Below are 12,878 nucleotides of genomic sequence, written 5' to 3' on the forward strand. Positions count from 1 at the left end.
CTGCGATAATGCCCGGCAGGGGCGACGCGCAGTGGGCGCGGGCGTAAGCAGGAACAGGACGTGGCGTGGGCGGCAGGCAGGGGCAGTACGGAACGGGAGCGGTGCTGGTCGTGCTGCTGGTGTGGTTGGCAATGCCGTGGCCGCTGTCGGCGGCCGTAGCCGAAGCCGGGCGTGACTACCTGCTGGTCGGTGCGGCGACCGATGAACCCACCCCGCATCGCGCATGCACGCCGGAGATGCTGGCGGGGCCACGGCAACAGGTGCAGGTGTCCGCGCCAGCGGGCGGCTGGTCGGGCCAGCCGCAGGCACTGGACGTGTTCAATGTGTTCGCGGGCGAAGTCCGCGTGCAGCATGGGGATCGCGAAATCTGCGGCAACATGCACGATGCCCGTACCCGTGATTCCCGGTTCCGCGCAGGCATCGGCCTGGTCGCGGTGCCGCCGGCGGGCAGCCATGAACCGTTCCTGGTGTCATGGCAGACGCCGCTGAAGGCGCGCTGGGTACCGACCCTGCGGCTGGGCGCGCCCAGTCCCGTGCAGCAGAACGATACCGCCCGCCTGCTGGTGCGCGCGGCCTGCATCGCCGTGGCAATCGCACTGGCGTTGTCGGCCCTGATGGCCTTCCTTACCACCCGCGACCGCAGTTTCCTGGTCTACATCGCCGGTACCGCCGTGCTGGTGCTGTGGCAGGCCATTCTCGGCGGGCTGAGCGGCTACCCCGAGCCATGGCTGCCGGTGGGTGAGCGCAGCGCGTGGTGGCTGCTGTCGTTGACCGCTGCATCCCAGGCGCTGGTGCTGCCCGCGTTGTGGCGACTGAACGGCGGCGACCGCCTGCTGCCGCGATCGCGCCCGGTGCAGCTGCTGGCGCTGTGGGGATTGCTGGCGCTGGCCGCGTGGGTGCCCTGGCTGCAGCGGGACAGCCTGGCCTGGGTGGCGCAGGGCCTGCAGGTGTCCTACCTGCTGGGCTGCGGCCTGGCATTGATGGCCGGGGTGTGGGCATGGCTGCGCGGCGACCGCTGGGCGCAGGCGGGGTTGGCGGCGCTGGCACCGATGCTGGTGTTGATCCTGGCCGACGCCTGCCGCGCTGCGTGGTTGCTGGAGTACCGCGTGGAGGCACTGCAACTGTCGGTGACCTGGCTGCTGATGATGGCTGCCTATGCGCTGAACCAGCGGCTGGGCCGCCTGCGCCAGCAGCGCGATGAACTTCGCCAGCTGGCCGAGACCGATGGCCTGACCGGTCTGCCCAACCGCCGTGCCGGGCTGCAGCAGCTGGCACGGCATCTGGAACGGGTTGATCGCGAGCGCGGCCCGCTGGTGATCGGTTTCCTCGATATCGACCTGTTCAAGGACATCAATGACCGCCATGGCCACGCCGTGGGTGACCAGGTACTGGTGGCGGTGGCACGTGCATTGCGTGCCGCGGTCCGCAGCCAGGACCAGGTGGTGCGGATGGGCGGCGAAGAGTTCCTGCTGCTGATGCCGGGCATGCCGCGCGAGGCGGCATCGGCGCGCCTGGATCGCCTGCGCCAGCACCTCACCGAGGCGGCCCGGGCGCTGCAGGTGCCCGGCCTGGAGGTCACCGCCAGCATCGGCCTGGCGCAGTGGCGGCCGGGCGAGGACGATCTCGCCGCGCTGCTGCGCCGGGCCGACCATGCCATGTACGTGGCCAAGCGTGCCGGCCGCAACCGGGTATTCGACGGCGAAGAACTCGATCCGCCGGCCCCGGCATGAAGCGCAGCGGGCGGGGATGCCGGATAATAGGGCGATGACCACCCGACTCAACAAACATATCGCCGACACCGGCTTCTGCTCCCGCCGCGAGGCCGATCGCCTGATCGCCGCCCGCCGGGTCACCGTCAACGGCCATCCGGCCGGCACCGGCGCGGTGGTGGGCGAGGAAGACCAGGTGCTGGTCGACGGCCAGCCGCTGCGCGCGCGCGTGGCCCGCAAGCCCGGTGCCCGCCGCCATGTCTACATCGCGCTGAACAAGCCGGTCGGCGTCACCTGCACGACCGAGACCTCGGTCAAGGGCAACATCGTCGACTTCGTCGGCCATGAACAGCGCATCTTCCCGATCGGCCGCCTGGACAAGGAGTCCGAAGGCCTGATCCTGATGACCAGCAACGGCGACATCGTCAACCAGATCCTGCGCGCCGAGAACGGCCACCAGAAGGAGTACCTGGTGGCGGTGAACAAGCCGGTCACCGACGAGTTCCTGCGTGGCATGGCCCGTGGCGTTCGCATCCACGACCAGATGACGCTGCCGTGCAAGACCTCGCGCATCGCCAAGTTCGGTTTCCGCATCACCCTGCAGCAGGGCCTGAACCGACAGATCCGCCTGATGGCGGCCGAGTTCGGCTATCGGGTGACCCAGTTGCGTCGCGTGCGCATCGACAACATCAAGATCGGTGCGCTGAAGCCGGGCCAGTGGCGCAACCTGACCGAGCAGGAGCTGCAGGGCCTGCTGCCGAGGCAGCTGGACTGGTAAACGGCTTCTGTAGAGCCGAGCCCATGCTCGGCTGCTCTTTTGTCCGGGTGCAGCCGAGCATGGGCTCGGCTCTACATCAGCTAGACTTCGCGGTGACCTGCCGGAACGTGACGCTGCATGATCAAGCCCGACAAGCCTGCCAATGAAGCCCTTCGGCTTGAGGCGCTGTACCGCTACCGTATCCTCGATTCGGAGCGTGAAAAATCCTTCGACGACCTGGTGGTGATCGCCAAGGCGGTCTGCGGCACCTCGATGGCGGCGGTGACCCTGATCGACGTCGAGCGGCAATGGTTCAAGTCGATCCAGGGCATCGATGCGGCAGAAAACCTGCGCAGCGAATCGATGTGCGGCCACGCGATCCTGCAACCGCAGCAGGTCATGGTAATCGAGGACGCGCTGCAGGACATCCGCTTCCACGACAATCCGGTGGTGGTGGGCGATCCGCACATCCGCTTCTATGCGGGCGCGCCGCTGATCAGCTCCGATGGCCTGCCGCTGGGCACGCTGTGCGTATTCGATGCGCAGCCACAGCACCTGGCCAGCGACAAGGCTGAAGCGCTGGCGGCGCTGTCGCGGCAGGTGATGCTGGTGATGGAACTGCGCCGCTTCGCGCTCGACATCCAGAAACACATGCTGGAGCGCGATGACTACGAGCGACTGCTGTCTGAGTACCAGGACGTACTGCTCGCGCAGAATGCCGACCTGGCCGAACAGAGCCGCACCGACGCGTTGACCGGCCTGCCGAACCGCCGTGCGATGGCGGCAGCGCTGGAAGAGGCGGTGGCGGTGAACGGAGACCAGCCCGGGGGGGCCTGCGTCGCGCTGCTGGACATCGACCATTTCAAGCACATCAATGATTTCCAGGGCCACGCCACCGGTGACCGCGTGCTGGCCGAACTGGGCGTGCTGCTGCGTTCGCATTTCGCCGGTCGCGGCATGGCCGCGCGCTATGGCGGCGAGGAATTCGTGGCGGTGATGCCGGCTACCGACCTGCGCACCGCCGAACTGCAGTGCGAGTTCCTGCGCCTGGCCGTGGCTGATCTGCCGCTTGGATTCCCGGTCACGATCAGTATTGGTGTGGCCCAGCACCAGCCCGGTGAAAGCGTGGATGACACGCTGGCACGTGCCGACAAGGCGCTGTACCGGGCCAAGGGCAATGGCCGCAACCGGGTGGAACGGGCGGGCTGAAGCCCTGCATGCAGTAGATCCACGCCATGCGTGGATGCTTTTGCCGATTGGATCACGCCGTGTCGCGGCCTGTGCGATTGCGCCCGGCGAAAATGCCGCTCCTGTTCCCACGGACGCCGACCATGCTGCAGACCCTGGCCATCGCCCACTATCGCTCGCTGCACGGGCTCGTACTGCCGTTGCAGCAGTTGAACGTGGTGACCGGTGACAACGGCAGTGGCAAGTCCAGCCTGTACCGTGCCCTGCGCCTGCTGGCCGAGACCGCGCAGGGCGGCGTCGCGGCGGTGCTGGCCCGCGAAGGCGGGCTGGGCTCGGCGCTGTGGGCGGGTCCGGAAAAGATGGACCGTCGGGTTGCTGCCGGCGAAATCCCCCTGCAGGGCGGCCCACGCCAGGAATCGGTGGGATTGAAGCTGGGCTTCGCCACTGACGAATTCGGCTACGCCATCGATCTGGGCTACCCGCCGCCCAGTCGATCGGCCTTCGCACTGGACCCGCAGATCAAGGCCGAGGCGATCTGGGCCGGCCCGTTCCTGCGCAGCGCCAACCTGCTGGTCGACCGTCGTGGAGCGATGGTGCGGCAACGCCATGCGCGCGGCTGGGATCTGGTGGATGACCGGTTGTCGCTGTTCGACAGCCTGTTCACCCAGGTCGGCGATCCGCAGCGCCTGCCGGAAACCATCGCCCTGCGCGAGTACATCCGGCGTTGGCGCTTCTACGATCATTTCCGCAGTGATGCCGATGCCCCGGCGCGGCAACCGGCGATGGCCACGCGCACGCCGGTGCTGCATCACGACGGCCGGGATCTGGCGGCGGCCTGGGTCACCATCCTCGAGATCGGTGACCCGGTGGCGTTGGCACGCAGCGTCGACGATGCGTTCCCGGGCGCCACGGTCGGCTTCGAGGAGCTGGATGGACGCTTGGCGCTGCGTTTCCACCAGCCTGGGCTGCTGCGGCCCTTGTCGATGGCCGAACTGTCCGACGGCACGCTGCGCTTCCTGCTGCTGGCCGCTGCGCTGCACACGCCGCGTCCACCGCCGCTGCTGGTGCTCAACGAGCCGGAGACCAGCCTGCATCCGGACCTGCTGCCGGCGCTGGCGCGGCTGATCATCGCAGCCAGTGCGCGCAGCCAGGTATGGGTGGTGTCGCACGCCAGCCGGCTGATCGCGGCGCTGGAACAGGCGCCAGGGTGCCATTCGCTGCATCTGTACAAGGAACAGGGCCGCACGCTGTTGAGCGGGCAGGGCCTGCTGGATGCACCTGCATGGCACTGGCCGCAGCGTTGATACGGGCATCCACGTCATGCGTGGATGCACTCAATCGGCGATGTTGCGCGCCTCGGCCGTGCCAAGAATCTCCGGATGCTGCACCGGCTTGCGGCGGTTCAGCAGCGGATGCAGGAACACGGCGCCTACGATGATCGCCACGCCGAGGTAGAACCACGGGGTGACTTCGTGCTGCTCGCGCAGCAGCACCACCGCCAGCACCACCGCATAGACCGGCTCCAGGTTGGTCACCAGCTGCACCGTGTAGGCGCTCAGGTGGCGCAGTGCGACCAGGGCCAGGGCAAACGGCAGCAGCGTGCAGAACCCGGCCAGCACCAGCAGCAGGATGCCGTCGTGCAGGTCCGGGACCACCCACAACGGGCTGGCCAGCGCAGGCAGCAGGTAGGGCATCAGCGGCGCCAGCAGGGTCAGGGTGAGGGTGCCCGCACCCAGCTCCAGCGCGGTGACCGTGAGCGGATCGGCGTGGCTGACCATGCGCTTGTTGAGCGAGCCGAACACTGCCACCAGCAGCGCCGAGATCGCGCCGATCAGCACACCCAGGCGCATGCCGTCGGGCACGCCACCGACCACCAGCGCGACACCCGGCAGCACCGCCAGGCCGAACGCCAGTTCACGCAGCTGGAATGGCCGCTTGGCCACCCACGGTTCGATGATCGAGGTGAACACCGGCGCCAGCGCGATGCAGGTGGCGGCCACCGACGCATTGGCCAGCTTTACCGCGCCGTAGAACGTCAGCCAGTGCAGGGCGACCAGGGCGCCGATGCCGGCATAACCGGCCACCAGCCGCACTGGCAGCGTACGCAGTCCACGCCAGACCCGCGGCAGCAGCGCCAGCATCGCCGTCACCAGCAGCATGCGCCACCACACCAGCGGCAGTGCGGGCAGGGTGATCAGCTTGCCGAGGATGGCGGTGACGCCCCACAGCAGGACACAGAAGTGAATCTGCCACAACGCTTTGCGGGTGTCGGGTGTGCTCATCCGCCTATTGTGCGGCAATCGCACGGCCGCCGGCGATGCCTGTGGCATGCTCGCGGAAACTCCCCAGGGGAACCCCGCAATGGCTGCCAACCGTTCCGCCCAGCGTGCATGGGCAGCGCTGACTGCACTGATGGCGGCCACCTCGTTGCTGCTGCAATACCTGTTGCTGCTGCATGGCCCCGGGGCGGCTGCCGGGGTCGGCATGGCGACGCTGCGCTTCGTTGGTTACTTCACGATTCTCAGCAACCTGGCGGTGTGCCTGGGATGCGTCTGGCTGATCCGTGCGGGTGTGCTGAACGCGACTGTCGCCGCGGTGATCGCGTTGTGCATCGGGGTGACCGCGTGCATCTACGTGCTGGCGTTGCAGGGGCTGTGGCAACCCACCGGGCTGCAATGGTGGGTCGATGCCGGCCTGCACTACGCTGTGCCGGCGCTGTACCTGCTGGGGTGGTGGTGGCTGCTGCCGCATGGCGCGCTGCGCTGGCGCGCACTGGGCGGGGTGCTGCTGGTACCGCTGGTGTACCTGGGCTGGGCGATGCTGGTGGCCGAAGTGACAGGACAGGCGCCGTATCCGTTCCTCGAACTGCAACGCCTGGGGCTGGCGGCGTTCCTGCTCAACGTGCTGCGCGTTGCGAGCGTGTTCGTGGTGGGGTGGACCCTGCTGTGGGGGCTGGACCGCTGGCGCTGTCGATGAGGCGCTGCAGGGCCATCGCTGCCGCCGGGTTGCGCGCTTTGCCTGCGCCGATGCACAGCAGGTAGACCTCGCGCGGGGCCTCCGCAGCGGGCCCGGCCAGGCAGGGCAGGTCATCCACTGGTTCACCGCGTGACCAGCGGCGTGCGCGTTCGGCCCAGCGTTGCTGCACGGGCGCCGGCAGGCCCTCGTTCAAGCGGGCCTGGCTGCGCTTGATCCGCGCATAGACGAAGCCGGCACTGACATCACCGTGCAATGGCGCCTCGTCGCTGTCCTCGATCACCAGCGCCACGCCATGGCGGCGGGCGGCGTCGACCAGTGCCGGGCCATGTGCCTCGGCGTTGCGGACCTCCAGCGCATGCTGCAGCGGCACCCCGTCCAGCTGCTTAGGCAGCTGTGCCATCAGCGCCTCCAGTGCATCGGCGTCGGCCGGGTGGCGCGGATCGAACTGCCACAGCAATGGGCCGAGCCGGTCACCGAGCGCCAGTGCCGCCTGCAGGAACGGTGTGGCCGCTTCCACGGTGCTGGACAGGTCGCGTCGCTGCACCAGGTAGCGCGGCGCCTTCATCGAGAAGCGGAAACCGTCGGGTGTCTGCGCAGCCCATTGCGCGCACTGGGCCGCAGTTGGCGTGCGGTAGAACGTGCCGTTGATCTCGATGCAGCGCAGGGTGCGGCTGGCGTGGGCCAGTTCCTCCCGCTGCGGCAGGCCTGCTGGATAGAACACACCGCCGCGCCATCCGGGAAACACCCAGCCGCCGATGCCGCAGCGGATCTCTGCCTGCCGGCCGGCCGTGGTCACTGGCCGTGGTCCGTGCGCCACGGGTCGTAGCTGCCGAACCACCACAGGTAGCCTTCCGGGTCGGCGCAGGCGTAGCCGCGTCCGCCATAGTCCTGGTCGGCGATGTCGATGACGATGCGGGCACCGGCGGCCTTGGCCCGCGCGTAGTGCGCATCGGCATCGGTGACGATCACGCAGGCGCTCTGGGTCTGGCGTCCGCCGACCTCGTCAGGCAGGGCAGCGTGTTTGCTCCACGCACTCTGGTTGCTGGCCGAGCCCAGCATGATCATGCCGCTGCCGAAGGTGAGCTGCGCATGGAAGACCGTATCGCCATCGGCGTAGACGGCCTGGGCATGGAAGCCGAAGGCGCGCTGCAGCCAGTCGATGGCGGCCTGCGCGTCGCGATAGCGCAGGCACGGAATGATCGTGGAGCCGCTGCTGGGTTGGCCGTTCTCGCCCATGACACCCCTCCTATGGCACAGGGCAGGATGCGCCGCCGGACGTTACCATCCCGCGAAACCCCGGTGACGGCCTGCACATGGCCGCCACCCCTGTTCGGAGATCGTGCTGGATGAAACCCTGGATCGGAGGAGCCGTGCTGCTGGCGTGCACGACCATGGCGAGCGCGGCGACCCCGCCGCCGCTGCAGGACCTGGATGCGACCGTCGAGCGCGTGCGCGCGCAGTTCGACGTGCCCGGCATTGCCGTAGCGGTGGTCAAGGATGGCGAGGTGGTGCTGGAGCGCGGCTGGGGCGTGCGCGAGCAGGGCAAGCCGGAACCGGTGCAGGCCGATACGCTGTTTGCCATTGCGTCCAACACCAAGGCGTTCACGGCCACCTCGCTGAACCTGCTGGCGGAAGAGGGCAAGTTGAAGATGGACGACAAGGTGATCGACCACCTGCCGTCGTTCCGCATGTCCGACCCGTTCGTGACCGGGCAGATGACGATCCGCGACCTGCTGTCGCATCGCAGCGGCCTGAGCCTGGGCGCCGGTGACCTGTTGTTCTGGCCGACCACCTCCTACAGTAATGCCGAAGTGGTGGAACGGCTGGGCAAGGTGCCGCTGAAGGGTGGATTCCGCGAAAGCTATGCCTACGACAACATCCTGTACGCGGTCGCCCAGCAGGTGATCGAGCACGTCTCGGGCGTGAGCTACCAGCAGTTCCTGCAGACCCGCATCTTCGACAAGGTGGGCATGGCCGGCACGCGCTACAACGCCGACCACCTGAAGCCGGGCGACAAGGCCGCGGTCGGCCACGCCAAGTACGATTTCAAGGACCTGCGCACCGTCGCACCGCTGACCTGGTCGAACAATGCCGGCGCCGGTGGCATTTATTCCAGTGCGCACGACATGGCGCGCTGGATGCAGGTGCAGCTGGCCGAAGGCAAGCTGGCCGACGGCACTGCGCTGTTCAGCGAAAAGAGCCAGCAGCAGATGTGGCGGATGATCACCCCGCAGTCGATCCCGGCGCCGAGCGTGCCGGAGCTGGCACCGGCACGGGCCAACTTTGCCGGCTATGGCGAAGGCTGGAGCCTGAGTGACTATCGCGGCCGGAAACTGGTCTGGCACACCGGTGGCTGGCCGGGCATGGTCTCGCGCTTGACCCTGGTGCCGGGCGAGAAGCTGGGCGTGGTGGTGCTGACCAACCAGGAAGTGGGCGCGGCGTTCAACGCGATCACCCTGAGCGTGCTTGATGCCTATCTGGGCGGCGACAAGCACGACTGGGTGGACGCCTATGCCAAGGCCGTGGCCAAGGGCCAGGACAAGGCCGACGAGGCCTGGGCCAAGCATCAGAGCGCGCGCGACAAGGGCAGCAGGCCGTCGCTGCCGCTGGCCGGCTACACCGGCACGTTCCGCGACCGCTGGTATGGCGACATGCAGGTCAGTGCCGCAGGCAAGGGCCTGCGCCTGCGCTTCATGAAGACCGCGCAGCTGAGCGGCCGCCTGGAGCACTGGCAGCACGACACCTTCATCGTGCGCTGGGATGACCGCTCGCTCAACGCCGATGCGTTCGTGAACTTCAGCCTGGACCCGGACGGCAAGGTGCGCGAGGTTCGCATGCAGTCGATCTCCGACCTGACCGATTTCAGCTTCGATTTCCAGGACCTGCTGTTCACCCCGGTCAACGAATGAAGGTAGTGCCGGCCGCTGGCCGGCAACCTCATGATCTTCCGAAATGCCGCAAGGGTGCCGGCCAGCGGCCGGCACTACCGGAGCGGCGGCGATCATCGGCTGGCGTACACATCCGGCGTGGGATACTTCGCCGCTTGCAAGAGGCGAGGGAGTGCGATGTTCCGTTGGTTTGAATCCCTGATCCCGGTGTTCCCGCCCGTGGATGGGCGCATGCCACCGCGCAAGGTGCTGCCGTTCTACCTGCACTACCTGCGCCCGGTGTGGCCGGTGCTGCTGGCGACCCTGATCGCCGGCCTGCTGCTGGCGCTGGTGGAAGTGGCGATGTTCGATTACCTGGGCCGCATCGTCGACATGGTCGCCGAGCAACCGGGGGCCGATTTCTTCAAGCGCCATGCCAATGAACTGGGCTGGATGCTGTTCATCACGGTCATCGCGCGGCCGATCCTGGTCGGCCTGCACAACCTGCTGGTCAACCAGGCGATCGTGCCCGGCCTGAGCAACCGCTCGCGCTGGCTGATGCACAACTACGTGGTGCGGCAGAGCCTGAGCTTCTTCCAGAATGACTTCGCCGGCAGCGTCGCCAACCGGGTGATGCAGACCGGTACCTCGCTGCGCGAGTCGGCGGTGCAGATGGTCGACTCGCTCTGGTACATCGTGGTCTACACCGGCACCGCGCTGTACCTGTTCGCGCAGGCGGACTGGCGGCTGATGGTGCCGCTGATCCTGTGGCTGCTGGCCTATGCGGTGATCATGGTCTACTTCGTGCCGCGCGCGAAGGAACGGGCCTGGATTGCGTCCGAAGCGCGTTCCAAGGCGATGGGCCGCATCGTCGATGGCTACACCAACATTCCCACGTTGAAGCTGTTCGCCCATGGCGGGCGCGAGCAGGCCTATGTGGCCGAATCGATCCAGGAACTGGCGGTCAAGCACCGCGCGCAGACCCGGGTGACCACCGGCATGGACCTGACCATCGCCATCGTCAACGGTTTCCTGATTGCCGGTACCTGCGGGCTCGCGCTGTGGTTGTGGAATGGCGGCCACATCACCGTCGGTGCGATCACGCTGGCGACCGGCCTGGTGATCCGCATCCACAACATGTCCGGCTGGATCATGTGGACCATCAATGGCATCTTCGAGGACATCGGTACGGTGCAGGACGGCATCACCACCATCGCCCAGCCGCTGACCGTGCAGGACCGCGAGGACGCGGTGCCGTTGCAGGTGACCCGCGGTGGCGTGCACTTCCAGGACATCCACTTCCACTATGGCAAGAAGGGTGGCGTGATCGCAGGCCTGGACCTGGTGGTGAAGCCGGGCGAGAAGATCGGCCTGGTGGGTCCTTCCGGTGCCGGCAAGTCGACCCTGGTCAACGTGCTGCTGCGCCTGTACGACCTGGAAAGCGGCCGCATCCTGATCGACGACCAGGACATTGCCTACGTCACTCAGGAAAGTCTGCGCCAGCAGATCGGCGTGGTCACCCAGGACACCTCGCTGCTGCATCGCTCGATCCGCGACAACCTGCTGTACGGCCGTCCGGACGCGACCGATGAGCAGTTGCGCGCTGCGGTGGCCAAGGCGCGTGCCGAAGCCTTCATCGACACGCTGGTGGATGGGCAGGGGCGTCGTGGTTACGACGCACATGTCGGCGAGCGTGGCGTGAAGCTGTCAGGTGGCCAGCGCCAGCGCATCGCCATTGCCCGCGTGCTGCTGAAGGACGCCCCGATCCTGGTGCTGGACGAAGCGACCTCGGCGCTGGACTCGGAAGTGGAAGCGGCGATCCAGGACAGCCTGGATGAGCTGATGGGCGGCAAGACGGTGATCGCGATCGCGCACCGGCTGTCGACCATCGCACGCATGGACCGGCTGGTGGTGATGGACCAGGGCCGCATCGTCGAGACCGGCAGCCACGCCGAACTGATCGCCGCCGGTGGTCTGTACGCGCGCTTGTGGGCGCGACAGACCGGTGGTTTTGTGGCCGCCGATCAATGATTGCTTTCGGGGTCGGAGCCTTCTCTGCGAGCAGGATCCGACCCTGGCCACGTATGCCTTGGGGTCGGATCCCTTTCCGCAGGAAAGGGCTCTGACCCCAACGTGTTTCCGGAGACCTGCATGATCCGACCCGTACGCTCCTTGTTGCTGGCACTCATTCTGGCCACCACGGCCGCAGCCGCGGCGACGACACCGGTGCAAGGCGACCAGCTCGAGCAGGTCGTCCTGCTCAGCCGCCACAACCTGCGCGCGCCGGTGGTGGCGTCGGGCGCCCTTGCCCATGCCACGCCGGAGCGCTGGCCACGCTGGGACGTAGGCCCCGGCGAGCTGACCACCAAGGGCGGCGTGCTGGAAGTCTACATGGGGCGCTACATCGGCCAGTGGCTGCGCCAGGCGCAATTGTTGCCGGCGTCGGGTTGCCCGCAGCCGGCTGACTTCCACGCCCATGCCAACAGCCTGCAGCGTACCCAGGCCACCGCGCAGTTCTTCATTGCCGGTGCGTTTCCGGGCTGCCATGTTGCGGTCGAACAGCGCATGGCGCTGGGGACGATGGATCCGCTGTTCGACCCGGTGATCCACAACGATGACGCGGCATTCCGCAAGCGCGCGCTGGCGGCAATGCAGCAGGCGCTGACAGCATCGGATCTGGCACCCGCACTGTCCGTGGTGGAGGAAATCACCCGTTACCCGCAGTCGGCGGCCTGTACGGGGCGCAGCGACTGTCATCTGGTGCTGGGCGACACGACCTTCAATGCGGAGCCGGGCAAGGAGCCACGCGCTTCGGGTTCACTGGCACTGGCCAGCGGTCTGGTCGATGCCCTGCTGATGGAGCATTACCAGGGAAGTGGCGTTCCGCGCGAAGGTTGGGGCCGCTTGAACACGGAAGGCCAATGGATGGCGTTGGCGCAGATCCGCAACCGCTACCAGGACATCCTGTTCGGAACACCCGCGGTGGCGCGTGACGTGGCCGCTCCGCTGCTGGCGCGCGTGGATGCGTCGTTCGGTGATCCGGCGTCGCCGAAGGTGATCCTGCTGGTCGGCCATGATTCCAATATCGGTTCGGTGCTGGCGGCGTTGGGAATCAGCGACTACAGCCTGCCAGGCCAGTACGAGAAGACGCCGATCGGCGGCCTGCTGCAGTTCGAGCGTTGGCGTGACCGCCAGAGCGGTGGCGAGCGGTTCCGCCTGGCCTACGTCTATCCGACCACCGCGCAGCTGCGCGATGCCGTGCCGCTGACCGAGGCGCAGCCGCCGGGACGCGTCGCACTGCCCTTGCCGGGCTGTGACCGGCAGGGCTGCAGCCGTGCGCAGTTCCAGCAGCTGCTACAGCGGGCCCGTCGCTGAAACAAG

11 protein-coding genes are annotated in these 12,878 nt (G+C 67.6%); 8 read left to right on the forward strand and 3 right to left on the reverse strand.

Annotated features, from left to right (window positions below; translation table 11 throughout):
* Positions 1–65 precede the first annotated feature (65 nt).
* The 4 genes from AC5P7A_RS04800 to AC5P7A_RS04815 all read left to right on the forward strand — a co-directional run bounded on the left by AC5P7A_RS04800 (position 66) and on the right by AC5P7A_RS04815 (position 4,958).
* A complete protein-coding gene (locus AC5P7A_RS04800) occupies positions 66–1,730 on the forward strand; it encodes a sensor domain-containing diguanylate cyclase (RefSeq protein WP_049441532.1) in 1,665 nt (554 codons plus the stop codon).
* 34 nt (positions 1,731–1,764) lie between these two features.
* The gene (locus AC5P7A_RS04805) at positions 1,765–2,487 is read left to right on the forward strand and encodes a pseudouridine synthase (protein WP_014646467.1); all 723 of its coding nucleotides are present in this window, start codon (positions 1,765–1,767) and stop codon (positions 2,485–2,487) included.
* Positions 2,488–2,604: 117 nt separating this feature from the next.
* On the forward strand, positions 2,605–3,675 hold the full coding sequence (locus tag AC5P7A_RS04810) for a GGDEF domain-containing protein (RefSeq protein WP_329768023.1): 1,071 nt from the start codon (positions 2,605–2,607) through the stop codon (positions 3,673–3,675).
* Positions 3,676–3,797: 122 nt separating this feature from the next.
* A complete protein-coding gene (locus AC5P7A_RS04815) occupies positions 3,798–4,958 on the forward strand; it encodes an AAA family ATPase (protein WP_014646469.1) in 1,161 nt (386 codons plus the stop codon).
* 30 nt (positions 4,959–4,988) lie between these two features.
* Here the strand turns inward: AC5P7A_RS04815 and AC5P7A_RS04820 are convergent, their stop codons facing one another.
* The gene (locus tag AC5P7A_RS04820) at positions 4,989–5,936 is read right to left on the reverse strand and encodes a DMT family transporter (protein WP_014646470.1); all 948 of its coding nucleotides are present in this window, start codon (positions 5,934–5,936) and stop codon (positions 4,989–4,991) included.
* Between the two features lie 79 nt (positions 5,937–6,015).
* Between AC5P7A_RS04820 and AC5P7A_RS04825 the strand changes: the two genes are divergently transcribed.
* The gene (locus AC5P7A_RS04825; protein WP_049441536.1) at positions 6,016–6,630 is read left to right on the forward strand and encodes a Pr6Pr family membrane protein; all 615 of its coding nucleotides are present in this window, start codon (positions 6,016–6,018) and stop codon (positions 6,628–6,630) included.
* Here AC5P7A_RS04825 and AC5P7A_RS04830 read toward each other — a convergent pair.
* Positions 6,551–7,426, reverse strand: coding sequence for a DUF72 domain-containing protein (locus tag AC5P7A_RS04830; RefSeq protein WP_111206628.1), 876 nt, complete (start codon positions 7,424–7,426; stop codon positions 6,551–6,553). The genes AC5P7A_RS04825 and AC5P7A_RS04830 overlap by 80 nt on opposite strands.
* Positions 7,423–7,866: a VOC family protein gene (locus AC5P7A_RS04835; protein ID WP_014646472.1), complete on the reverse strand. Its 444-nt coding sequence runs from the start codon at positions 7,864–7,866 to the stop codon at positions 7,423–7,425. The genes AC5P7A_RS04830 and AC5P7A_RS04835 overlap by 4 nt, the downstream gene beginning before the upstream one ends.
* 110 nt (positions 7,867–7,976) lie before the next feature.
* On the opposite strand from AC5P7A_RS04835, the gene AC5P7A_RS04840 reads away from it, so the two are divergent.
* From AC5P7A_RS04840 to agp, 3 genes are all read left to right on the forward strand, one after another.
* Entirely contained in the window at positions 7,977–9,539 is a 1,563-nt protein-coding gene (locus AC5P7A_RS04840) for a serine hydrolase (RefSeq protein WP_495219930.1), read from the forward strand.
* A 156-nt stretch (positions 9,540–9,695) separates the two neighbouring features.
* Positions 9,696–11,528: a multidrug efflux ABC transporter SmrA gene (gene smrA / locus AC5P7A_RS04845; protein WP_032956816.1), complete on the forward strand. Its 1,833-nt coding sequence runs from the start codon at positions 9,696–9,698 to the stop codon at positions 11,526–11,528.
* A 120-nt stretch (positions 11,529–11,648) separates the two neighbouring features.
* On the forward strand, positions 11,649–12,872 hold the full coding sequence (gene agp, locus AC5P7A_RS04850) for a bifunctional glucose-1-phosphatase/inositol phosphatase (protein ID WP_126411868.1): 1,224 nt from the start codon (positions 11,649–11,651) through the stop codon (positions 12,870–12,872).
* Positions 12,873–12,878 lie beyond the last annotated feature (6 nt).

The organism is Stenotrophomonas sp. YJH_SMC_65, from assembly GCF_059369475.1.

Excerpts from the sequence above, each read along its gene's own strand:
- AC5P7A_RS04840 (WP_495219930.1), top strand. The coding sequence starts at position 7,977 with ATGAAACCCTGGATCGGAGGAGCCGTGCTGCTGGCGTGCACGACCATG.
- AC5P7A_RS04815 (WP_014646469.1), top strand. The coding sequence starts at position 3,798 with ATGCTGCAGACCCTGGCCATCGCCCACTATCGCTCGCTGCACGGGCTC.
- AC5P7A_RS04835 (WP_014646472.1), bottom strand. The coding sequence starts at position 7,866 with ATGGGCGAGAACGGCCAACCCAGCAGCGGCTCCACGATCATTCCGTGC.
- agp (WP_126411868.1), top strand. The coding sequence starts at position 11,649 with ATGATCCGACCCGTACGCTCCTTGTTGCTGGCACTCATTCTGGCCACC.
- AC5P7A_RS04810 (WP_329768023.1), top strand. The coding sequence starts at position 2,605 with ATGATCAAGCCCGACAAGCCTGCCAATGAAGCCCTTCGGCTTGAGGCG.
- AC5P7A_RS04825 (WP_049441536.1), top strand. The coding sequence starts at position 6,016 with ATGGCTGCCAACCGTTCCGCCCAGCGTGCATGGGCAGCGCTGACTGCA.
- AC5P7A_RS04820 (WP_014646470.1), bottom strand. The coding sequence starts at position 5,936 with ATGAGCACACCCGACACCCGCAAAGCGTTGTGGCAGATTCACTTCTGT.
- AC5P7A_RS04805 (WP_014646467.1), top strand. The coding sequence starts at position 1,765 with ATGACCACCCGACTCAACAAACATATCGCCGACACCGGCTTCTGCTCC.
- smrA (WP_032956816.1), top strand. The coding sequence starts at position 9,696 with ATGTTCCGTTGGTTTGAATCCCTGATCCCGGTGTTCCCGCCCGTGGAT.